At 50.1% G+C, this 21,819-nt stretch carries 17 protein-coding genes; 10 read left to right on the top strand and 7 right to left on the bottom strand.

Annotated features, from left to right (window positions below; genetic code table 11):
- Positions 1 to 49: 49 nt before the first annotated feature.
- Both Q1B04_RS17320 and Q1B04_RS17315 read left to right on the top strand, forming a co-directional pair.
- On the top strand, positions 50 to 1,594 hold the full coding sequence (locus tag Q1B04_RS17320) for a M28 family peptidase (RefSeq protein WP_299761152.1): 1,545 nt from the start codon (positions 50 to 52) through the stop codon (positions 1,592 to 1,594).
- A 258-nt stretch (positions 1,595 to 1,852) separates the two neighbouring features.
- Entirely contained in the window at positions 1,853 to 3,226 is a 1,374-nt protein-coding gene (locus tag Q1B04_RS17315; protein ID WP_299761149.1) for a LutB/LldF family L-lactate oxidation iron-sulfur protein, read from the top strand.
- A gap of 313 nt (positions 3,227 to 3,539) precedes the next feature.
- Here Q1B04_RS17315 and Q1B04_RS17310 read toward each other — a convergent pair whose 3' ends face one another.
- Complete coding sequence (locus Q1B04_RS17310) at positions 3,540 to 4,745, bottom strand: NADH-quinone oxidoreductase subunit D (RefSeq protein ID WP_299761146.1); 1,206 nt, start codon at positions 4,743 to 4,745, stop codon at positions 3,540 to 3,542.
- A gap of 371 nt (positions 4,746 to 5,116) precedes the next feature.
- On the opposite strand from Q1B04_RS17310, the gene Q1B04_RS17305 reads away from it, so the two are divergent.
- The 3 genes from Q1B04_RS17305 to Q1B04_RS17295 all read left to right on the top strand — a co-directional run bounded on the left by Q1B04_RS17305 (position 5,117) and on the right by Q1B04_RS17295 (position 6,792).
- Positions 5,117 to 5,635, top strand: a complete 519-nt coding sequence (locus tag Q1B04_RS17305) for a hypothetical protein (protein WP_299761144.1) — start codon at positions 5,117 to 5,119, stop codon at positions 5,633 to 5,635.
- A gap of 164 nt (positions 5,636 to 5,799) precedes the next feature.
- The gene (locus Q1B04_RS17300) at positions 5,800 to 5,988 is read left to right on the top strand and encodes a hypothetical protein (RefSeq protein ID WP_299761141.1); all 189 of its coding nucleotides are present in this window, start codon (positions 5,800 to 5,802) and stop codon (positions 5,986 to 5,988) included.
- Between the two features lie 3 nt (positions 5,989 to 5,991).
- The gene (locus Q1B04_RS17295; RefSeq protein WP_299761138.1) at positions 5,992 to 6,792 is read left to right on the top strand and encodes an SPFH domain-containing protein; all 801 of its coding nucleotides are present in this window, start codon (positions 5,992 to 5,994) and stop codon (positions 6,790 to 6,792) included.
- Between the two features lie 82 nt (positions 6,793 to 6,874).
- On the opposite strand, the gene Q1B04_RS17290 is transcribed toward Q1B04_RS17295, so the two are convergent.
- From Q1B04_RS17290 to Q1B04_RS17280, 3 genes are read right to left on the bottom strand one after another with little or no spacing between them, the layout of a single operon-like run.
- Positions 6,875 to 7,474 carry an NADH-quinone oxidoreductase subunit C gene (locus Q1B04_RS17290; protein ID WP_299761135.1) on the bottom strand — a complete coding sequence of 200 codons (600 nt, stop codon included), beginning with the start codon at positions 7,472 to 7,474 and terminating at the stop codon, positions 6,875 to 6,877.
- Positions 7,475 to 7,499: 25 nt separating this feature from the next.
- Positions 7,500 to 8,051: an NADH-quinone oxidoreductase subunit NuoB gene (gene nuoB, locus Q1B04_RS17285; protein WP_299761131.1), complete on the bottom strand. Its 552-nt coding sequence runs from the start codon at positions 8,049 to 8,051 to the stop codon at positions 7,500 to 7,502.
- Positions 8,052 to 8,054: 3 nt separating this feature from the next.
- Complete coding sequence (locus Q1B04_RS17280; RefSeq protein WP_299761128.1) at positions 8,055 to 8,564, bottom strand: NADH-quinone oxidoreductase subunit A; 510 nt, start codon at positions 8,562 to 8,564, stop codon at positions 8,055 to 8,057.
- Positions 8,565 to 9,115: 551 nt separating this feature from the next.
- On the opposite strand from Q1B04_RS17280, the gene Q1B04_RS17275 reads away from it, so the two are divergent.
- Positions 9,116 to 10,552 carry a thioredoxin-like domain-containing protein gene (locus Q1B04_RS17275; protein ID WP_299761125.1) on the top strand — a complete coding sequence of 479 codons (1,437 nt, stop codon included), beginning with the start codon at positions 9,116 to 9,118 and terminating at the stop codon, positions 10,550 to 10,552.
- Positions 10,553 to 10,557: 5 nt separating this feature from the next.
- Here the strand turns inward: Q1B04_RS17275 and Q1B04_RS17270 are convergent, their stop codons facing one another.
- Positions 10,558 to 11,112: a DinB family protein gene (locus Q1B04_RS17270; protein ID WP_299761122.1), complete on the bottom strand. Its 555-nt coding sequence runs from the start codon at positions 11,110 to 11,112 to the stop codon at positions 10,558 to 10,560.
- Between the two features lie 140 nt (positions 11,113 to 11,252).
- Here Q1B04_RS17270 and Q1B04_RS17265 point away from each other — a divergent pair, with 140 nt between their 5' ends.
- On the top strand, positions 11,253 to 11,933 hold the full coding sequence (locus Q1B04_RS17265; protein ID WP_299761119.1) for a hypothetical protein: 681 nt from the start codon (positions 11,253 to 11,255) through the stop codon (positions 11,931 to 11,933).
- A 167-nt stretch (positions 11,934 to 12,100) separates the two neighbouring features.
- On the opposite strand, the gene Q1B04_RS17260 is transcribed toward Q1B04_RS17265, so the two are convergent.
- Positions 12,101 to 12,385 (bottom strand): acylphosphatase, encoded by a 285-nt coding sequence (locus tag Q1B04_RS17260; RefSeq protein WP_299761116.1) that lies wholly within the window; start codon positions 12,383 to 12,385, stop codon positions 12,101 to 12,103.
- A gap of 194 nt (positions 12,386 to 12,579) precedes the next feature.
- Between Q1B04_RS17260 and sdaAA the strand changes: the two genes are divergently transcribed.
- The 3 genes from sdaAA to Q1B04_RS17245 all read left to right on the top strand — a co-directional run bounded on the left by sdaAA (position 12,580) and on the right by Q1B04_RS17245 (position 19,008).
- Positions 12,580 to 13,491 (top strand): L-serine ammonia-lyase, iron-sulfur-dependent, subunit alpha, encoded by a 912-nt coding sequence (sdaAA, locus tag Q1B04_RS17255; protein ID WP_299761113.1) that lies wholly within the window; start codon positions 12,580 to 12,582, stop codon positions 13,489 to 13,491.
- Positions 13,492 to 13,787: 296 nt separating this feature from the next.
- Positions 13,788 to 14,759, top strand: a complete 972-nt coding sequence (gene hemB, locus Q1B04_RS17250) for a porphobilinogen synthase (protein WP_299761110.1) — start codon at positions 13,788 to 13,790, stop codon at positions 14,757 to 14,759.
- 481 nt (positions 14,760 to 15,240) lie between these two features.
- A complete protein-coding gene (locus Q1B04_RS17245; RefSeq protein WP_299761107.1) occupies positions 15,241 to 19,008 on the top strand; it encodes a S8 family serine peptidase in 3,768 nt (1,255 codons plus the stop codon).
- 67 nt (positions 19,009 to 19,075) lie between these two features.
- Here Q1B04_RS17245 and Q1B04_RS17240 read toward each other — a convergent pair whose 3' ends face one another.
- Entirely contained in the window at positions 19,076 to 21,583 is a 2,508-nt protein-coding gene (locus Q1B04_RS17240) for a DUF5916 domain-containing protein (RefSeq protein ID WP_299761105.1), read from the bottom strand.
- Positions 21,584 to 21,819: the final 236 nt, after the last annotated feature.

Raw genomic sequence — 21,819 nt, 5'->3', positions numbered from 1 at the left:
AGTACCTGTCTAACCTGAACTAATACTCAATAAACACCTAAACGAAACCATGAAGAGACACAATCTCTATGCTGCCCTGCTCTTAGCCGCCGCTGGCTATGGCTGCGCCCAAGGGCCAAGCGCCAGCAAACCAACAACCGATGTGGCCAAGCTAAGCGAGGCAGCCCCTAAGTATGCCGAAAGCATTACGGCAGCAGACCTTTCCAAGCATTTGTACATTATCGCTTCTGATGAGTATGAAGGCCGCAACACTGGCGAGAAAGGACAGAAAATGGCTGCTGAGTACATTGCCCGCGAGTTTCGGGAGGATGGACTGACAGGCCCTGTGCAAAGCAACAGCACCAATCCGTACTATCAAACTTTTGACCTGCAGAAAAGCAGCTGGGGAGAAGGCCATATTACCGTTGGCACCGAAAAATACCTGATGATGCAGGACTTTTTCCCGTTCGGCTCCTCTCCGTTTACAACTGAGCAAAACATAGCGGCTGTTTATGTGGCTGATGCCGCTCAGATTGCAGGGAAAGGCGCTGAAGGCAAACTAATTGTAACCATGCTTACGCCAGCCGAGATGCAGACAAAAATGCGCGGTTTCTCTGCCGCCGCCGAGAAGGCAGGCGCTAAGGGTGTTGTGTATGTGTTAGGCGCTGAAGAATACCGCGGCATGGCTGATCGCTTTTCGCACCGCATTTCGCAGCCTTCCATTTCGCAGGCAGGCGATACAGGCAGCCGCCCGGCTACTATCTTTGCCACACCTACAGTTGGAGCAGCCATACTAGGCACCATGCCAGAAAAACTGCAGCAAACCGCAACCACAGCTTCTTTTACTCCTTCTTCAGATATTAAAATACTGATGAGCAGAACTTCTGAGCCGCTAGCCACTGAAAACGTGCTTGGCTTTGTGGAGGGCACCGATAAAAAGGATGAGATAATTGTTGTAACAGCTCACTACGACCACGTAGGCGTAGACGAGTCTTTGGAAGGCGACAAAATTTACAATGGCGCCAACGATGATGGCTCTGGCACAGTAGCTGTAATTGAGCTGGCCGAGGCTTTCGCGCAGGCGAAGAAAGACGGTTACGGCCCGCGCCGTAGCGTACTGTTTATGACGGTAACCGGTGAGGAAAAAGGTCTGCTAGGCTCTGAATATTATGCCAACAACCCGATCTTCCCGCTTGAGAACACCGTTGCTAACGTCAACATCGACATGATCGGCCGTATGGATTATGAGCATGAGAAGACTAACGACAGCAACTACATCTATGTAATCGGTGCGGACAAGCTTTCTTCTGAGCTGCACCAGATTAACGAGGCGATGAACGAGAAGTACGTGAACCTGAAGCTTGACTATACTTTTAACGACGAGAACGACCCGAATCGTTTCTACTACCGCTCAGACCACTATAACTTCGCCAAAAACGGTATTCCAATCGTGTTCTACTTCAACGGCGTGCACGATGATTACCACCAGCCAGGCGATGAGCCGGACAAGATCATCTACGAGAGCGCTGAGAAGGTAGCCCGACTGGCGTTCCACGTGGCATGGGAGCTGGCAAACCGCGAAAACCGCATCGTAGTAGACAGCAATAAGAAGTAGTTAGAAGGTTTAGAAGTTAGAACGTTAGAAAGTGGTAAGTATGGCTTTGCAGTTCAGCAGCCATAGGATTTTACGATCAAAAATGAAAGTATGAAAAGTGCACTTTCAGCTTATGATCATTTACAGTTTTACTTTTTAACCTTCTAACATTCTAACTTTTCAACTCTAAGAAAAACACCCTACCTTTAAGGGTGTTTTTCTTTTTATAAGGGTAGCCTGAAGTATAGATTACCCAGGAACACGCAGGGGAGATACAGTATGAGCAAACTGAAACAGTTTCTGCAGGACGCGGAGACAAAATCATTCGACCAAGGCCACCGCGCCACCATTAGGTTTAACATCGGTAAGTATAACGCCGCTGTGCAGCGTGGCCTTACCCAATACTCTGACCACGAACTGGCCCGGGAGCGCGGCTCTTTCATAAAAACACAGACCATCAACAACTTAGACAAGTACCTGATGGAGTTTGAGGCCAACTTTACCGCTCGTGGCGGCAAGGTGATCTGGGCCCGCGACGCGCAGGAGGCTTTGAAGGAGATTGGGGAGATTATGAAGCGTAAACGCGCCCGCTCGGTGGTAAAGTCTAAATCAATGACCACGGAGGAGATCCACCTGAACGAGTACTTGGAGAAGAATGGTATTGAAACGGTAGAAACAGATCTGGGCGAGTACATAGTACAGCTGGCAGAGCAAAGGCCTTACCACATCGTTACGCCGGCCATGCACATGTCCAAAAAGGATATTGCGGATCTGTTTGTGCGCAAGCTGGGCATCCCTCCTACTGATAATGCTGAGGAGCTGGTGGGTGTGGCCCGCAAGCTGCTACGCGAAAAGTATACTTCGGCCGAGGTAGGTATAACTGGCGGCAATTTTTTGATAGCTGATGTGGGTGGTGTGGCTGTAACGGAAAATGAAGGCAATGCCCGCCTTTCCACCGCTTTCCCGAAAACGCATATCGCCATTGTGGGCATCGAGAAGATGATTCCGTCTATAATGGATTTAGACCTGTTCTGGCCGCTTTTGAGCACTAGTGGTACCGGCCAAAACGTAACGGTTTACAATACAGTTTTAACCGGACCGCGCCAGCCAAAAGAAACGGATGGCCCGGAAGAGATGTATGTGATTTTGCTGGACAACGGCCGCACCGACCTGCTGGCCCTGCCCGAAAAACGCGAAGCGCTGAACTGCATCCGCTGCGGCGCCTGCCTGAACGTGTGCCCGGTATACAAAAATATTGGTGGCCATACGTATGAGACCACTTACAGCGGCCCGATCGGTTCTGTGATTTCGCCGCACTATAACGGCATGGCTGAGCACAAGCATTTGAGTTTTGCCAGTTCCTTGTGTGGCGCCTGTACGTCTGTATGCCCGGTAAAAATCAACATCCATAACCTGCTGCTGCTAAACCGAAAGCAAAGCGTAGACCAGGGCATGACCGAAAGCCAGGAGAAAACAGCCATAAACCTGTGGCTTAAAGCTATGAAGAGCCGCACACTGCTCAACCTGGCTCCTTCCGGCATCAAGAACTTTGTGTTGAAGTATGTGCTGAAGGATACCTGGAGTAAACGCCGCGAGCCGCTGCATGTACCTAAAAAATCATTCAACCAACTCTGGAAAGAGCAACGGGGATAAAGTATAAAGCCTGCTGATGAAGCAGGCTTTTTTTGTCTGAATCTGGATTTGCAGGATAAGAGGATGAATAGGATTTTCTCCAACACGCTGTTTATTTCTGGCGCGAGTCTCCTGACTCGTGACCTAACTATGATGTAAAGTCTCCGACTTCACTGAGGCCAGAAGCATCAGGTTAAGTTCTGAAAACGATTATCATCCCCTTACCCGCTTCAAAGGGAGATGAACGGCAGTTACTAATATTCGCTGATTTAAAGTGGCAGCAGCAAAGGCTCAAGCGGATGCTTGCGCCAGTGAGTAGCAAGTATAACTACCCTTACCTATCTACCTCACCCAGCACAATATCCACAGAGCCGACGATGGCAATAAGGTCGGCTACCATGCAGCCCCGGCTAATATCTGGCAGTACGGAAAGGTTTACAAAACTTGGCGCGCGGCCTTTTGCCCGGAAAGGCACATCGCTTTTATCGGTGGTCCGGAAATAGTAGCCCAGCTCGCCACGCGGAGTTTCCCCTCTAAAGTATAACTCCTGGCTACCGGTCATGCGTATTTTCTTGGGGCAGGCTGCCTGCGGGTCAAAGTCGGGGGTGCGTTTGTAGTCGCCGGTAAGTTGGTCCAGGCATTGGCTGATGATCTTTACAGACTCGCGGCACTCCAGCGCACGGACATAGTTTCGGTCCCAGCAGTCGCCGGTGGTGCCGGCAAGCCCCTGCCCTATCGGCACCTCAAAATCCAGCTCCGGGTATACGCTGTAGCCGTCCACGCGGCGCAAATCATACTTTAAACCCGAGCCGCGCAGCATGGGGCCGGAGCAGCCGTAGTTAATCGCCACATCCAGCGGCAGTACGCCTACATTGGCCGTTCGGTCTATAAAAATTTTGTTGCTCAGAAGTATAGTATCCAGCTCGTCGAGCTTGGGCTGTAGGTACTCAATAAACTCGCGGCAGCGCTCCTCAAACCCGATGGGCAAATCATAGTATAAACCGCCCACCCAAATGTAATTGTAAAGCATGCGCGCGCCGCACACCCACTCCAGCAGGCGCTGTATGTGCTCCCTATCGCGCAGCAGCCACAAGAAAGGTGTAAAAGCCCCAATATCGATGGCGTAGGTGCCGATGGCTACAAAGTGCGAGGCGATGCGGTTTAGCTCCGTTACCAGCACGCGTATGTACTCCACCCGCTTCGGAATCTGATCGGTAATGCCCAGCAGCTTCTCCACGCCCATGCACCACACATGCTCCGAGTTCATGGCGGCCAGGTAATCCATGCGGTCTACATAAGGGATGGTCTGGTTGTAAGCCATGCTCTCGGCGTGCTTCTCGAAACAGCGGTGCAGATAGCCGATGTGCGGCACCACCTCCTGTATTATCTCGCCATCGGTGACCACCTCCAGGCGCAGTACGCCGTGCGTGCTCGGGTGCTGTGGCCCCATGTTTACGATCATCTCGCCGGCCTTCAGGGCATCCTGGCTGAACTTGTTCGGCTCCGACTGCAGCAGGTAGTTTTTATAGATCGTAGACACAGGCGAGTTAGAAAGTTAAAAGGTTAGAAAGTTGCCTCTTCCGCAAAGTTCGGAAAAAAGGGGGATTTGTGCAGGGGTTTGTTGAAACGAGATTAATTCAAAAACTGATTTATAACGCAAGGCAATATTTTGCACTGCTTGCGCTAGTGCGAGCTTGTAGCTCGTACTGTTACTTTAGCTGAAAGTATTGCTGCGTAGTGATTTGAGAGGCACGAGCAGGGGTTTGTTGGAAGCTGGTAAAATCTAATTATCTATATTATACTTATTGAATATATTTATAAAGTAATTTGTACTTTAGACTTAGGCAAATCCAAGGATTTTTCTACAGTATATAATTTCTGAAATAGTTCTACTTATGTATTACCATCAATATGAATTTAGAAAAATTATTTGTTGAGTACTGGAGCCAAATAACTCTATTACTTCTAGCTATAGGTTATTTTATAAAAAGATTCTTCGATACAAAATCTAGAAAAGTCGAAATAAATCACACTTTATTCCAGCAAAATAGAATCAGTGCTGTAAACAACTTTTATTCAAGTTATGCAAAAGCAAAGTTAATGTGGGAACAGTTAGCTATATATGAAATTCTATCACGCGAAATTGACCCTAAAACTATTGATGCAGTAGTCTTTCCAAGCCTTAATGATCTTAATAAAAACTTGTTAGAGATAAAAATTTACTTCGATGAAGAAGAAACTAACTATTTCGATGAATTAGTCAAAGGTTTGATGTCAATCAATGGAAAATTACATGCTCTATATTATGATACCAAGCCGTTGAGTGCAAGAGCAGATGACTTCTATTCTTTTAGGACTAAGGTATCTGAAGCAAATAGCGGAGTACTCAAAAAGCTAAATCAAATAATTAGAGCTTCTTATGGAAGTTAGCCCCCGCTAGTGCGAGCTTGTAGCTCGTACTTCCACTGAAGCAATAGAACAACAGCACGAGCTGCAAGCTCGCGCTAGCGAGGGCGCTTGCTTTCCACCTAACCTGCACAAAGCAACTATAAATTCACAGGAATTCGCTATATTGCTTTTATAATATACTTCCTATGAAATTCCCATACATTATACTTCTCGGCCTGCTGCTGCTCGTCGATATACTTACGTTTACAGAAATTGCATCGCTGGTGCGCCAACCTTCCGACCTGAAGGTAGCTATTGGCCTGGGGCTGCTGCTGGTGCTTGTCATCGCCAATTTCTTCGTCATCCGTCTTTCCATCAACAAACTTAAAGCCTAACTAATGAACAATGCCCGTCAGCTCCTGACCTGGAGTATCAGCTTCATACTTATACTTGTTTTCTCTATCACTGCCATGAAATCCTGCACACGCATTGATGCAGGTCACGAAGGCATACTTGTAAAGCTCTACGGCACCGACAAAGGCGTGCAGGACGTAAACCTGGTAACCGGCCGTGTGTGGTTCAACCCATTTACCGAGGAGGTGTTTCAGTTTCCAACTTTCGTGCAGACGGTGGATTACCCAGCCTTTACCGTTAACGCCAAAGACGGTTCTGTTTTTACCGTTGATCCGACTATCTCCTTTAGAGTAAGCCCCGGCGAGAGCCCGCGCATCTTCAGCAAGTACCGTAAAGATATTGAGCTGATCACCGAAACTACGCTGTTTAACTACACCCGCGATGCCTTCCGCATTCAGTTCAACAAGTATAGTACCGACAGCATCATCTCAAACCGCCAAAGTTTTGAAGACAAAGTACAGATTGCTTTAGACAACGCCTTACGAAAAGAGGGCTTTGAGCTGGAGCAGATGACCAGTGGTTTGCAGTACCCAGACGAGATTGTGCGTGCCGTAAACCTGAAAAACCGCGCCGTGCAGCAGGCCCTGCAGGTAGAGAACGAGCTGAAAGTAGCCGAGGCTCAAGCCCGCAAAAAGATTGTGGAAGCCGAGGCCGAAGCCCGCGCCAACGAACTCCGCCAACGCACACTCACGCCCCTGCTCATACAGCAGCAGTTTATTGAGAAATGGGACGGCAAAACTCCGCTTTACAGCAACTCGCCAACGTTTTTCAAGAATGTGCAGTAAGTATAGCCAAGTATAAAATAGAGGCTGCCGGAAATATAACCGGCGGCCTCTATTTGTTTTCAGCGGCTTGTTGGATCCGGTGCTACTCCGGCTTCTCCCGCATATCCGGAAACTGCTCGTTCTCTCTTTTGATGATCAGCTGCGGCTCGCTTTTGAAACCGTTTAGCTCATTGTGCTGGTCGAAGGGGACTTTGATGCCGTGGTAGTAATCCTGCAGCACGTAATCCTTGCGGAGCGGATGTCCTTCCCAATCGGCGGCACAGAGGATGCGGCGCATGTCGAGGTGATCTTTAAAGTAAATGCCGAACATATCAAATACCTCACGCTCGTGCCAGTCGGCGGTGCGCCAGATGTGGCTAACGGTAGGCACCTGCGGAATAGTTTGCTCGGCTGTGCTGTTGCGCGGCACCTGCACCTTCAGCGTCAGGTGATGATCAAACGGGATTGAGTATAAAGTATAAATTACCTCCAGGGTGCCGGCTTCGGAGCCGTTGTCCATTCCTGTCAGGCAGGACAGGAAATCGAAGTAGGTTTGCGGGTTGTCGTGCAGCTCCAGGCAAATGTCTGGCAGGCGCTCCGGCTGCACCAGCAAGTAGGGTTGCAGGGCATTGGCTTTGGCCTCAAGTATAACCTCTGCGCCAAAGGTGTCACGTATAAACTGCTGTAGCTCCTCGAAAATCATAAAATTGGGCGAATGAGTGATTAACTTAGGCGTTCTCTTGACTAGCCGCTTCTGCTGCTGCCGTACGCTTGGCCATAAGTTGTTGTACGGCTCTCGGGGCGCGTATACTTTCCTTTCGGATGATCTCCTGCAGCTTCAGAAAGCCACCTATCAAAGCTTCCGGCCTTGGCGGGCAGCCTGGCACGTACACATCCACCGGTATAATTCTATCCACACCCTTCACCACGTGGTAACCATGCTCCCAGTACGGACCACCGCAGTTAGAGCAGCTTCCCATTGAGATAACATAGCGCGGCTCCGGCATTTGCTCATACAGGCGGCGCACACGATCGGCCATTTTAAAAGTAACCGTACCTGCCACAATCATCACATCAGACTGCCTTGGGGAGGCGCGCGGTATCACGCCAAACCGGTCCAGGTCATAGCCAGAAGCATAAGCGCCCATCATTTCAATGGCACAGCAGGCCAGGCCAAACCCCATCGGGAACAGCGAGGTCAGCCGCGCCCAGTTCAGCAGGTCGTCCAGTTTGGTGATCACTACACCGCCTTCGCCAGTTTTATCCTGTGGTAAATCCATCTGTTATTCCGTTTCCTGCTGCTGTGGTTTCTGTGGTTCATACTTTCGCTCGTTTACGCGCTGGTATACATCCATCGGTATTTTGGAGCGGCTCTGCGGCAGCACTGGCTTGGGCTTTATCCAGTCGAGGTGGCCTTTTGCCCAGGCATAGGCTAAGCCCAGCACCAGCACTCCTATAAAGATGAACATTTCGACCAAAGAGAACCATCCCCATACACCGTCTGTAGCCTCAATCAGTTCGCGCCGACCAAACACTGTTGCCCACGGAAACAGGAAAGCCAGTTCTACATCAAAAATTATAAAAATAAGCGCCACCACGTAAAAACGCGGGTTAAACTGCACCCAGGCGTTGCCAATTGGCTCCTCCCCAGACTCATAAGTAGTTAGTTTCTCTGAGTTTGGGCGGTTTGGCCGGATAATCCTGGCTGTCAGTAACCCGATCATCACAAATATAGCCCCGCCCACCAGAAAGAGCAGGATGGTCCCGAAGTCTGAAATATAATTCTCTGCCATTGTATTGCAGCTGTTTAGGCAAATTTACGATAATTATGCGAGTTATGGGTAAAGGTGCTTAATATGGTGCAAGCGTCCGCTTGTGCCTTTAACTGCCGCTGCTTTCTGCAACTAGAGCCAAGCTATACTTGCTAACTGCTGTTTATCCCTAGCCTTACAACCTGCTCTTTTCACCTCTGGCTTTGGCTTCCTCCAGGCGGGGGTAGGGGCCCTCTTTAAGGGAGGCCTCGTCTTCCCGCATCGCGCCTTGTACATTTCCTTTGCTCCTTCGTCGCAAATTCGCTGAAGCGAAACCAGAAATCTACAAGGCGCTCTTTACGAGGGCCCCTACCCCCACGGAAAGACTGGGATCAGTTTTCAATAGCCCCTTCTGACGGAGCTTCTACATAATTCCCCTCCTTAGACTACCGAGAACGCGAGTTCGAAGATAGCGAGCGTAGCTCTGAGGGGCAGGGGTGGTTGGACACGGTATTGCTACAATTATAAGAACAAAACGCCTTCCAAACCTGTAACAACTATAGCAACCCATATACCAAAAACAGACTTATACGATGCTTACCGGACGCGTAAACGCACCAGACATTAACACCGAACACGGCTGGCTTAACACCGACAGGAACTGGTCTATCAAAGATTTCCGGGGCAAAATTGTGCTGCTCGACTTCTGGACTTTTGGGTGTATTAACTGCCAACACATTGTTCCTGACCTGAAGCGGCTGGAGGAGGAGTACGCTGATATATTGGTTGTGATAGGTATACATTCTGCCAAGTTTGATGCCGAAAAACAGAACAAGACAATCCGGCAGGCTATCCGAAAATTTGGGGTAGAGCACCCTGTGGTAAACGATGCTGACTATAAAATCTGGAACCAATACGGCGTTCGTGCCTGGCCCACCACAGTGCTGATAGACCCTAATGGCAAGGTAATAGGCCAGCACGCAGGCGAAAGTGTATATGATACTGTCCGCCCCTACATCCAGAAGCTGAAGGAGGAGCACAAGGAAGTCCTGAACCACGAGCCGATTGGTTTCCACGTGGAGCATGAGCGGCGGCAAAGTGCTGGTTTATACTTTCCGTCTAAGCTGGTGCATGATGCCGAGGGAAATATTTACCTCTCCGACAGCGGCCATAACCGCATATTAAAGTTAAACCAGCAGGGGCAGGTGCTGGAGGTAATCGGCAGCGGCCAGCAAGGCTTTAAAAACGGCAACTACACAGAAGCTACTTTTTACGAACCCCACGGCATGGCGCTGCATGAAAACATACTTTATGTGGCTGATGCCAAAAACAACGCCATCCGGAAAATAGACCTGCAGGCTAAGCAGGTAAGCACCGCAGCAGGCACTGGCGAGTTAGGTTATTATTTTCTGCAAGACAAGCTGGAAGAACATGTTAACCCAAACAGCCCTTGGGATTTGCTTATCTACAAAAACAGCATGTTTATAGCCAGCGCCGGCAACCACCAACTCCTGCGCATGGACCTGGCCACGGAGCAAGTATACCGCTTTGCCGGTAGTGGCCGCGAAGCCTTAACCGATGGCCCTCTGCGAGAGGCGGCCTTTAACCAACCCAGCGGCCTAGCCATCAGCGGGCCAGTGCTCTACATAGCCGATGCTGAGGCCAGCGCCATACGTACTGTAAACACAGAAACAGGCATGGTGCTCACACCGCTCGGCAGAGGCCTGTTCGATTTTGGAGACGTAGACGGAGACTCTGATGATGCGCTGCTGCAGCACTGCGTGGGCCTGGAGGTAATAGACAGTAAAGTATACATTGCCGACACTTACAATGGCAAAATCAAGGTGCTGGACATGCAGCGAAGACGTGTACATACCCTCACCGACGGCCTGCAAGAACCCAACGATATTATTTTCCTGAACGGGCAGCTTTGGGTTACCAGCACCAACAGCCATCAGTTATTTACTGTTGATATACAAACCGGCGAAAAACAGGAAGTGGAGATAAGTTTTGCGGCTGCAGAAGTATAAAAAGCTTATGCAGCCGCAAGCTGCGCCAGTTGCTGTTTTACCCGTAACGCCTGCTGCACGTGCCGCTCCTCATGCACCACCACAAACTCCAACGTCTCCCCTATACGCAGTTTCAGCAGCTTAAAAAACTCTACCGGCACAGCCTTTCGGCTCAGATTTGCGCTTTTAGAGTCTTCCAGCATGTACCGTAACTCCTGCTGGTGCTGCAGAAACTCCTCTATAGTGGCGCGGGTTAGCTGGCTGTTATTGGGGTTCATGTGTTTCACAGTCTTGTGCTTCTTCATATTCTGCGGCTGCACCATCTCCAACGATTTTCTGCCCAGCCAGCTGTAAGTTATGTTAGGCATATAGTTCCCGTCGCAGTTTTGGGCTATGGCCTTGGCCAAAGCAGGGTTATAATAGCGGCTGTAGCGGTTCAGGTGCTCCAGGCACTCCAGCATACTCCAGCTACCGGAGGCGGGCTTGTAGTTAAGGTCAACCAGGCTGATGGAGGCAAATTCGTGGGCTACGGTTTCGCAAAGGCCCTTTGTTATTCTAGATAGCTCTTCCAGTGTTTTCATAGTATCATAGTTTTAAGTTGTATGGCACAAACATACAGCAGGTTATACGTCTAAATACTTGACGAAAATAAAGATACGCCATAGTTTATATTAAGATTTTTTTGCATCTTCAGCACCTAAAGCTATACCGAATACACCATATGAGAAAAGCAGTTAAAGTACTTGTGCTTTCGTTTCTGGCCAGCGGGCTATTTTACATGGATGCTGCGGCACAGTATACTCAAACCTCTGATATGAAAGGCAAGGCTGTGCATGAGTACAACACCATCTCTATGCAGGGCTCTCCTTACCTGCACCCCGATTGGGCGGAGGGCAGTATTGCACTGAGCAACGGCACCATCTATCAGGGTATCAACATGATGTATGACCAGGTGAAGGATGTGATCGTTTTTAAGACCAAGGATAACCAGGTAAGAGAGCTGATAGAACCGGTACAGGAGTTCAGCATTAGCTACATCCAAAACAACGAGAAAGTAAGCAAGATCTTCCGTAAAGGCTACAGCGGCGAGAGTGTTTCTCCTGACACCTTTCTGGAGGTGCTTACTGACGGTAAGACAGCTTTACTGAAGCGCACCTCCAAAAATATATTTGACCGCAAAAACTACAGCTCCGCTACTATAGACCGGGAAGTGCAGGAGAGCGAAGATTATTACGTAGCCAATGGCAACAAATTGGTAAAAGTGAAGAAAACCAAAAGCTCGCTTCTGTCTGCCCTGCCGGAGAAAGCCGATTACCTGCAAACCTACATCAAATCAAACGCACTGAACCTGCGCAACGACAGCGACATAGCCAAATTGGTAGCTTATTACAACAGTCTGTAAGCAGGCCAGTTACCTCGGCCGGGGTAGTTTGTTGGAGGTGAGTGCGGCTATACTTTTTAAACCTGCACCGGAACAGACGCGGGCTGCGCAGCCTTACACTCAATTTTACTTAACAGCGCTTGTTCCGGTACATTACGCAGGCGTACACTTGTGCTAAACTTAATTCTCTACCGCCGCTGCTCAAACCTCTCAAACCCTTCTATACTTTCTTTTTCCTCTACTTCTACCTTTTCTACCCGCGCACGGGTTGGACCCTGATGCACCCATTGCTCCAGCTGCTCCAGGGCGGCAGCGCTTCCTTCGGCCTCTAAGTATACTGTGCCGTCGGGCTCGTTCTGCACAAAGCCCGTAAGGCCGAGCCCCTGTGCCTTTTCCTCTGTGCTGGCCCTGAAAAACACGCCGTGTACTTTGCCGTGCACGCGCATGGCTACTCGCTTTTTGTCTTTCTCCATAGTATAAGTATAAATTGAGTTTACTCTTCAGGAAACGGCCTGAGCCGCTATAGGTTAACCACGCATACTTTTAAAGTATAGAACATTTCCTGCCACTGGTTATGTTATCTTTGAAATACGTATACTTGTAGCAAGGCCAGGTACACTGCAACTGCCCGACCAAACGCGACAAACACTATAGAAGGAATTAAAACATGTCATTACTATTCACTGATTTTAAGAGCTGGAAAAAGCACTGCGCTGAAACCGGCGAACCGCTATACCAGCCTGTGCTGGAGTACGAGATTGAGCAGAAAGGCCGCTCCGAAGCTTATATCTGGGAGAACATTGCCAAGGCCTTTGATGTGATGAAGGATGCCGTGCAAACCGGCCTCACCGAAGACATGAGATCACGCTCGGGCATGGTAAACAACAGCGCCAAGAAAGTAGCCAAATCGCCGGTTACGGTTCTCTCGCCGGAGTTTCAGATGCTGGTATCGCGTGCGTTGGGCGCCAAGGAGGTTAACTCCTGCATGGGCCGCGTGGTGGCAGCTCCAACGGCGGGCGCCTCCGGTATACTGCCGGGCACGTTAACCACTTTGCAGGAACTGCATGGCCTGGATGACAGAAAAATACACGAGGGCCTATTGGTAGCTGCTGGCATAGCTCTTATTATTGAGCAAAACGCCTCGCTAGCCGGTGCCGTGGGTGGTTGCCAGGCCGAAACGGGTAGCGCTGCTGCTATGGCAGCAGGTGCCATTGTATACTGCCTCGGTGGCGATGTGCAGCAGGTGTTTAATGCCGTGGCCATTACTATACAATGTATGCTGGGCCTGGTTTGTGACCCGGTGGCGGGCCTGGTGGAGGTGCCTTGCATTGTGCGCAACGCAAGCGCCGCGGCTATCGCCTTTTCTTCCTCGCAGCTGGCCATTGCCGGCGTTGATCCGGTTATACCGGTAGACCAGTGCGTGGCGGCCCTCGGCGAAGTGGGCGAAAGTATGGAACGCAAGTATAAAGAGACCGCTGAAGGAGGCCTTGCCAATACACCGAGAGCCCGCGAGATCGAGAATTTTGTGCTGGTGCAGGATGTGGAGATTTTACCGGATGAGGATAACGATAACCAGTGATCTAGCTGATTTTCGGTAGCTTTTGTTTTGCTGAGACGCAGCGGGCTGCGTCCCTTTTTTTATACTTCCGTCTGCCGCGTCTGCTGGCGCGAATTTGTAACTCGTGCCTATCTATGCTGCTGAGTTTTTAACCCGACTGACCCGAAGGGGCAGGAAGACAGCTGCACTACTCTTCTTTTATACCCTCTCCCCGACATACGCCTGCCCTACTGTTACAAACACACAGCTTTTCTACCATTTAAGCCGTAACTTTGCAAAGATTTAAAACAGACAGTTTTTCTGTAAAAACGATAGATATGATCAGAAGACCAAGACGCAACCGCCAAATGGAAGCTATACGCAACCTGGTGGAGGAAACAACACTGGGGGTTAACGATTTTATACTTCCTTTATTTGTTATAGAGGGGCAGAACCAGCGGGTAGAAGTAGCCTCCATGCCTGGCATCAACCGTTTTTCCATTGATACGCTGCAAGAGGAAATAGCATCCTGCGTTGCTCTAGGCATTAAAGCTTTTGCGCCGTTCCCAAGCATACCGGATCAGCTTAAAGACAAGTATGCTACCGAAAGCCACAACCCTGACGGCCTCTACGCTAAAGCCATCCGTGAAATAAAGAAGAATTTCCCGGAAGTGGTGCTGTTTACCGATATCGCAATGGACCCATACAGCTCTGACGGCCATGACGGCATTGTGCAGAACGGGGAAATCCTGAACGACGAGACGCTGGAGGTACTGGGCAAAATGGCTCTGGCACAAGCGCAGGCCGGTGCCGATGTAGTGGCCCCTTCAGATATGATGGATGGCCGTGTGGCGCACCTCCGCCACGTGCTGGACGAGAACGGTTATCAAAAAGTAGGCATCATGAGCTACACAGCAAAGTATGCCAGTGCCTTCTACGGCCCGTTCCGCGATGCTTTGAGCTCCGCCCCTAAAATGGGCGACAAGAAAACCTACCAGATGAACCCGGCCAACAGCCGCGAAGCATTACTGGAAGCCGAACTGGATACGGCCGAAGGCGCAGACTACCTGATGGTAAAACCAGCCCTGGCTTACCTAGATATCATTAAATCATTGCGCGAGAGCTCACACCTGCCTATTGCCGCCTACAACGTGAGCGGTGAGTACGCTATGGTGAAAGCCGCAGCCGAAAAAGGCTGGATAGACGGTGAGAAAGCCATGCTAGAGAGTTTGCTAAGCATAAAACGCGCCGGCGCCGACATCATCTTGTCTTACTTTGCCAAGGAGTTCGCGCAATATCAGCAGCAATAATTCTGTAGAGATAACTATACTTTATGAAAGCGCCCCGGTTATGGCCGGGGCGCTTTCTTTGTTTTAGCACCTGTAGTAGCTTTTGCAGCCTCGGCAGCTTCTGCCTCAAAATTCCATTTTATAGCTTTTGGGGGCGAACTTTCGGTTTATGGAAGTATAAATGCTGCTGGTTAGCGCAAGCTGAAAGCTTGCTGACATGGAAAGCCACAAGTTGAAACCTCGCGGCAGGTTTGCTGATTTATACTTTAGTCCCTTGCAAAAGCATACTTACATACGCAGCAGCTATTTAATATAAGTATAATTCGGAAGGTGAACAGCAAGTATAAACTGCCTCGCATTACAGCAACAGCAGCTGCACTAGTATAAAACTTCCCCAACACGATAGCCTCAACCTAAATATTTAATCATCAGGAACCTCTTTGCCTTTATAATGATTTTACAGTATCTTTAGAATGGAACACTTTTACCCTCCCGTTTTTATATGAAAAGACTGAGCCTTTGGCTTATTGCGCTAGGTCTGGCTACAGGCTCTACAGCACTTGCGCAACGTGGCCTTACCCCGGACCGTGCCAACACACAGGCACTACAGCGCATCGCCATCGATGCCAAAAAGGATCACCAGGCAAACCGTGCCAAGGCATTGGCGCTGGCTGCGAAGTATGGCTGGGTAATAGAGAAAGAGTATAAAGACGGTACATTTATTTCGCTGCAGGGACTGGACGCGACCGGAATGCCTGTTTACTACATCACTTACAACAACTCAAGCGCAGCTGCCACCACCCGCACCAACCAATTGTGGTCAGGGGGCGCTTTGGGCCTGAACTTGAGCGGCAGCAGCAGCAACCTAACGAACAAGCTTGCCGTCTGGGATGGTGGCCGTGTACTTGCCTCACATCAGGAGTTAACGGGACGTATCATCCAGAAAGATAATCCAACTAAAGTTAGCGAACACGCCACGCACGTAGCCGGCACCATGATAGCCACCGGTGTAAACCAACTGGCAAAAGGAATGGCCTTTGGCTATAAATCTTTACTGGCCTATGATTTTAACGGGGATAATGCCGAGATGGCCGAGGCTGCCAAAGACCTGCTGATCTCTAATCACTCGTATGGCAACCTGGCTGGCTGGCGCTTTAACTCAGACCGCGAAGGCACCGACGAAGACCCGTACTGGGAGTGGTGGGGCAATACCAGCGTGAGCCGCGAAGAAGATTATACCTTTGGGTACTACAACAGCGAAGCCGCCACTTGGGATGAAATTGCTTTTAACGCACCGTACTACCTCATCGTAAAATCTTCGGGCAACAACCGCAGCGAAAGAGGCCCTGAGGTAGGCAAGCCATACTTCCAGCGCAACAGCAACGGTACGTTTGAGCTGGTGCCGTCGCGCCCGAACAATATAAGCAGCAACAATGGTTACGATGTAATTTCTACTACAGGTACTGCCAAAAACATACTTACTGTAGGCGCTGTTTCCTCTATTACGGATGGGTACAACCAGCCACAGGATGTAAAAATGGCTGCTTTCAGCTCTTGGGGACCCACAGATGACGGGCGTATAAAGCCGGACATTGTGGGCAACGGCGTCAGCGTACTCTCCACCTACTCTAGCAACGACCGTAGCTATCAGGTGCAGAGCGGCACTTCTATGGCGGCGCCCAACGTAGCAGGTACTTTGCTGTTGCTGCAGGAGCATTACTCCAAGATCAACTTTGGCAAATTTATGCGGGCGGCTACTTTAAAAGGCTTAGCTATACATACCGCCGACGAAGCAGGCACTTCCGAAGGCCCCGACTACAGCTTTGGCTGGGGACTCTTAAATGCTGAGCAGGCAGCCAACGTTATCAGCAATACCGGCGGTACGCACCTGCTGCAGGAGAAAACGCTGAAACAAAACGAGACGCAGACACTGCAGGTAACTGCCTCAGGCAACGGCCCGCTTAAGATCACGATTTCTTGGACTGACCCAAAGGCCACTGTAACAGCCATAGGCACCAAAGCGCTGAACAACCGCGCCCCGAAACTGGTAAACGACCTGGATATTCGCGTAGCGGGCAATGGCAAAGACTATCTCCCCTGGATGCTGAACCCTGCCACTCCCGAGGCTGCCGCCACAACCGGCGACAATATAGTAGACAATGTGGAGCAGATACTGGTGCCAGACGCTGTTCCGGGCCAAACGTATACGATAACTATTAGGCATAAAGGCAACCTAACCGCAGGCACCCAGGATTACGCGCTGCTGGTGAGCGGCGCAGGAGGCACAGCAGCCTGCGCCAGTGCGCCCGCCTCTAACCAAGGGGCCCGTATCAAAAAGCTTACCTTCGGATTTCAGAGTGTAAGCCAGCAGGACGACTGCACCACCTACCGCGACCTTACTTCTACCGTGTTCAGCATGGAGCCGAGCCAGACAAAACAGCTTAAGCTAGAGCTTGGCAGCTGCGGCACGTCGGCCAGCAAGGTTGCTAAGGTGTACATCGACTGGAACGGCAACGGCAGTTTTGCGGACCCTTCCGAAGTAGTTGCCACATCCGGGGTTATCAGCGGCGATGGTACTTATACAGCTTCTATCAAGGCTCCCGGCATTCTGGTAACCGGCGACAAGGTACGTATGCGCGTGGTAGTGCAGGAAACCACTGATGCCGCCACAGTAAACGCCTGCAGCAGCTATACCCATGGCGAAACGCAGGATTACCTGATCCAATTCATAAAACCCCAAAACGACGTAAGTATAGCTGCCGTGCAGCCAGTCGGGGCAACCTCGCTGTGTGCCAATGCTGCGCAAGGCGTAGTGGTAACCATAAGCAACAACGGCACAGCGGAGCAACAGAACATCCCTATAAGTATAAAAGTACTGAAGAATGGGCAGGAGTTGACAACGCTTACAGGTACTTTCGATAAAAAAATGGCGGCTTTTGAACAAGCTGAACTGCTGCTAAACGGCTCCTTTGCCACGGAGGCAGGCGCTACTTACGAGCTGCTTGCGCAATCAGCCTTAGCTTCGGATGCGGTAATTAGCAACAACCAGCGCGGGTATACTTTTACAGTGTCCGGCGATGCGGCTATACCTGCCAATGCCTCGGCTTTCCGTTGCGGCACAAACCCTACTTATACCTTCTCGGCAGAAGGCGGGGGCACGCCTTATTGGTATACCTCCTCTACCAGCACCACTCCAATAGCGGCGGGCAACCAGGTACAGGTGCAGGCAAACACAGCAGGCAATTCGCTCTTCGCAGCTTTCGATGATTTTTCTGCCACCATTGGCCCTGCAGATAAAAACCATTTTCCAGGCGGTGGCTATAACCAGTTTAGCCCGGATGTGCAGGTAACAACGCAGGCCCCGCTTATACTAGAGCAGGCGCGGCTATACATTGGGCATAGCGGCAAAATAACTTTTACGGTGTACGACAGCAACGGCGCACCTGTATCGGCACGCGAGTTAAGGGTTACCGCCACCCGCAGCACTCCAGCCCAAGGCCCTCAGCCCGACGACACTAACGACCAAGGGCAGCTTTACTACCTGGGTCTGGAGTTGCCGCAGGCTGGTACGTATAACATCGCGATCTCTTATCAGGAAGGAGCCACTATTTACCGAAACAATAACGGTGTGCAGGGGTATCCGTTTGGGATAAAAGATGTCTTTACTATCAGCGGAAACACTGCTACCAGCTCCTGGGAGAGCTACTACTATTACTTTTACGACCTGAAGGTGCGCGCCCTTGGCTGCCCAAGCCCCCGTGTGGCGGTAACGCTTAAAAATGGTACACCCCTGGACCAGCCAAAGGTAACACGCCAAGGCAAAGAACTGATTTCCAGCCAGCCAGAAGGCAACCAGTGGTACTTAGACGGCCAACCTTTGGAAGGCGCCATCGGCCAACGCTTCACGCCTACACTGAATGGCCAGTACAGCGTTATTACCTTTAAGGAAGGCTGTGTTTCGGATATGTCTTTGGCGTACAGGTATGAGTTGGAGAGCGCTGAGCGTAATGTGGGGCCGGAATTAATGGTGTTCCCGAACCCAAGCGCCGATGGCAAGTTCAGTTATACTGTAGAAACCGCTACACCCGAAAACTTAACCTTGACAGTGGTAGATTTGCTGGGCAAGCAGCTGTACTCAGCCTCAGTAAAGCAGATAAATGGCCAATACAAGGGTGTATTCGACCTGAGCAAGCACTCCAATGGCTTATACATTGTGCGCCTGCAACACGGCGATAAAGTATACACCAGCAAGATCATGATCAGGAAGTAACCTGAACTAGAAGTATACATAAAAAGAGCCGGAGCTTATTGCTGCCGGCTCTTTTTATGTATACTTACTACTGCTTTGCGAGCTTCCGTTTCAGCGTAAGGTAATCTAAATAATAAAGTACTTTAACCGAGAAAGTGTTGCTTTGCGGTGAGCGGAGGGTATGGGAGAAGTTATTGAAATAGTACGGGTCCACTATGTTCACCTGCTCCTCAAAAGCATTTTTCCAAACTATACTTATCTCGCTGCCCGGTGCAAACCACCACGAGTACACCATATCCAGGTTAAAAGAGTTATAGTTTACGTCCGGCGATTTTTCCGGTGCGTACTGATGCGGCTCCAGAGCGCCATGATCAAGCAGCCTGAAGTAGCGGTTGTGGTTTACTTTGCTCCAGTTGTGCCACACCCGCAAACCCAGCGACATTCGGTTGTTAAAGACATAGCTACCTGATAGGCTGTTGTAGACGGAATGCACCTCGCGTAAGCCAAACACCACATCAGGGTCTTTCCACTCGTTGCCGTCAGCGTTTTTGTAGCGGAGAATATTCACAAACCCCATATCATCGTACCGGTTGCCCGACTCAAAGCTGTAGTTAAAGCTAAGCTGGTTATTTACCCTAAAACGCGGCGAGATGCCATAGCTAAAGTTGCGGCGCTTATGCTCATCAAATGTGCGATAACTCATGTTCAGGTCCACGGCAAACCGCTTACGGTAGTCAGTAGACACCCAACCTCCTGCACTATAGTTTACCGGAAAAGCATATACCCTTCCGTTCAGGCGAGGCTCAAAAAAATCGTAGGTTACAACAGGCTCCAGGTTGATGTTGATGCCAGCACTTGTAAAGTTTTTAAAGGTGCCGTTTACGTTACCGTAGATTACAAAATTCTGAAATTTGTTAGGCTGAAAACGCCGCTCGTATACTGCCCCAATAGTAGTGTACAGGTTTAGCAGCTTCCAGAAAGGGTCGTAGAAATTGTAGGAGAAATCAACCTCCTGCGCCGATGAGTTGTTTGTGAACAGAATACCCAAGTCGTTTGGGTTATACTTATCGGAATACAGCACATGAGCCGCACTGAACTGGAAATTGCCGCTTACTTTGCCCATACCCAGCCGGTACATGTAGCCTCGGTCTGTCTCTCCGGAGCGAAACTGCTGACTCAGGGCACCCTTTCCATCAATGGCATACTTGTTTCCTTTGTTAGCTATCCTGAAGAGAAGGCCGGTCAGGTTAGCATCGTAGGTGGAGCCCTGCCGCATCACGTTAGTGTTTACCAGTGTTACATAGGAGTTGTTTTTAAGCGACTGATCGAAAACGGCGATGTTGTAGTTGGTGAGTGGCTGCGTTTTCAGCTTTAGCCGGTTTCCTTCCTTGTCTTCCAGTTCGGCGTACTGCTCGCCTACCACCGCATTAAAAATACCGATGCCCAAGCCAGACTCTGTTCGGCCTGAAATTTTGGTGCCGTTGATCATCTTGGTTTCGCTTGGGCTCTCCACTACCTCGTACTCGCTGTAGGCATCGTCGTAAATAATTCCGGAGTTAACTGGCCTGCCCCCAATCCGGCGGGAGTAAAAAAAGCCGCCTTTGTTGAACAGTTCTGTCCCTTCCAGGAAAAAAGGCCTGTTCTCGCTGAACTGCTGCTCAAACGGCGAGAGGTTCAGCACCCGGTTATCAGACTGCACCTGGCTAAAATCCGGCACCAGCGTCATGTCCAGCGTAAACGCGTCGTTGATGCCATACTTTACGTCCATGCCCCCACTGAAATTAAAGTTATGGTCGTGTGATGACTGCCCGGACTCTTCCTGTGCCACAGGATAACGCTCCATATAAGCCGAAATATACGGTGTGAACGACAGGCGCAGCGGTGCCTCAATATTACGCAGCCCCTCCAGCCTGCCCCATTGGTTGGCGAAACCGTCTTTGGCCGGGTCTACGTAATTCCAGAAGAAAGCCTCGCGCGTGGATTGCCGGTTGCGCATAAAGTTAAGCCCCCACAACTGCACAGGCTTGCTGCTAAACCGGATGGCGGAGTACGGAATTTTCAACTCGGCTACCCAGCTTGTTTCGTTCAGTTTGGTGCTGCTCTCCCACACGGCGTTCCAGCTCCAGTCTTCGCCGTTGGAGGAGTAGCGGGCATCGAGCTGCACCCCAGCTGGAGTCACCAAAAATCCAAAACCGTTTATCTCATCCAGGTAAGTATCCAGAAAAATGCCGAAAAAGTCTGTGTTACCCAGGTCATCTCGGCGGCCCAGCTCCCTAAAAATGGAATCCTGCGACACATCATGCATAATGGCTCCTATGTAAATGGCGGCATCATCATAAAGGATGCGCACCTCGGTGGGGTGTTTTTCGAGAGGCCCCGGGTTAGGCCTGTTTTTAATGAACTGCGTGGCAATTTCCGCCCGCTGCCACATGGGCTCATCAAGTACACCGTCTATCTTCAGCGCCTGGTCCACGCGAAGCGCCTGCAAGTTTTTTTGAGGGTAATTATACTTCTTCTGCTCCTGCTTCTGCTCCTGGGCACGACAGTTAAAGTAAAGCATACATAAGACAAGAGGCAGCAGTAATTTTAGATTCATAGATTGATGATGTATGACAGACATTGGTTCGCTTAGAAGTCTTCATCTAATCAGATGCTAAAGCAATGGCAGAGGTTGCTTTAAAACAAATTTATATTTTGACGAAGTATAGTTCTAAGTATAGAACTCGGAAAACCAACTGATGCTCCCGCTGCTTTGCTGTGTCTGTCTTTGTTCTTGAGCTGGCCACTGCATTACTTTATACTTGCTAACCCGCTAAGCGACAGCAAATTTAA

It is taken from the genome of uncultured Pontibacter sp. (genome assembly GCF_947495565.1).
Classification (GTDB): Bacteria; Bacteroidota; Bacteroidia; order Cytophagales; family Hymenobacteraceae; genus Pontibacter.
This window is presented reverse-complemented; position numbering and strand designations above follow the sequence as displayed.

Excerpts from the sequence above, each read along its gene's own strand:
- hemB (WP_299761110.1), top strand. The coding sequence starts at position 13,788 with ATGATCAGAAGACCAAGACGCAACCGCCAAATGGAAGCTATACGCAAC.
- Q1B04_RS17320 (WP_299761152.1), top strand. The coding sequence starts at position 50 with ATGAAGAGACACAATCTCTATGCTGCCCTGCTCTTAGCCGCCGCTGGC.
- Q1B04_RS17260 (WP_299761116.1), bottom strand. The coding sequence starts at position 12,385 with ATGGAGAAAGACAAAAAGCGAGTAGCCATGCGCGTGCACGGCAAAGTA.
- sdaAA (WP_299761113.1), top strand. The coding sequence starts at position 12,580 with ATGTCATTACTATTCACTGATTTTAAGAGCTGGAAAAAGCACTGCGCT.
- Q1B04_RS17280 (WP_299761128.1), bottom strand. The coding sequence starts at position 8,564 with ATGGCAGAGAATTATATTTCAGACTTCGGGACCATCCTGCTCTTTCTG.
- Q1B04_RS17315 (WP_299761149.1), top strand. The coding sequence starts at position 1,853 with ATGAGCAAACTGAAACAGTTTCTGCAGGACGCGGAGACAAAATCATTC.
- Q1B04_RS17300 (WP_299761141.1), top strand. The coding sequence starts at position 5,800 with ATGAAATTCCCATACATTATACTTCTCGGCCTGCTGCTGCTCGTCGAT.
- Q1B04_RS17295 (WP_299761138.1), top strand. The coding sequence starts at position 5,992 with ATGAACAATGCCCGTCAGCTCCTGACCTGGAGTATCAGCTTCATACTT.
- Q1B04_RS17275 (WP_299761125.1), top strand. The coding sequence starts at position 9,116 with ATGCTTACCGGACGCGTAAACGCACCAGACATTAACACCGAACACGGC.
- Q1B04_RS17245 (WP_299761107.1), top strand. The coding sequence starts at position 15,241 with ATGAAAAGACTGAGCCTTTGGCTTATTGCGCTAGGTCTGGCTACAGGC.
- Q1B04_RS17265 (WP_299761119.1), top strand. The coding sequence starts at position 11,253 with ATGAGAAAAGCAGTTAAAGTACTTGTGCTTTCGTTTCTGGCCAGCGGG.
- nuoB (WP_299761131.1), bottom strand. The coding sequence starts at position 8,051 with ATGGATTTACCACAGGATAAAACTGGCGAAGGCGGTGTAGTGATCACC.
- Q1B04_RS17290 (WP_299761135.1), bottom strand. The coding sequence starts at position 7,474 with ATGATTTTCGAGGAGCTACAGCAGTTTATACGTGACACCTTTGGCGCA.
- Q1B04_RS17240 (WP_299761105.1), bottom strand. The coding sequence starts at position 21,583 with ATGAATCTAAAATTACTGCTGCCTCTTGTCTTATGTATGCTTTACTTT.
- Q1B04_RS17305 (WP_299761144.1), top strand. The coding sequence starts at position 5,117 with ATGAATTTAGAAAAATTATTTGTTGAGTACTGGAGCCAAATAACTCTA.
- Q1B04_RS17270 (WP_299761122.1), bottom strand. The coding sequence starts at position 11,112 with ATGAAAACACTGGAAGAGCTATCTAGAATAACAAAGGGCCTTTGCGAA.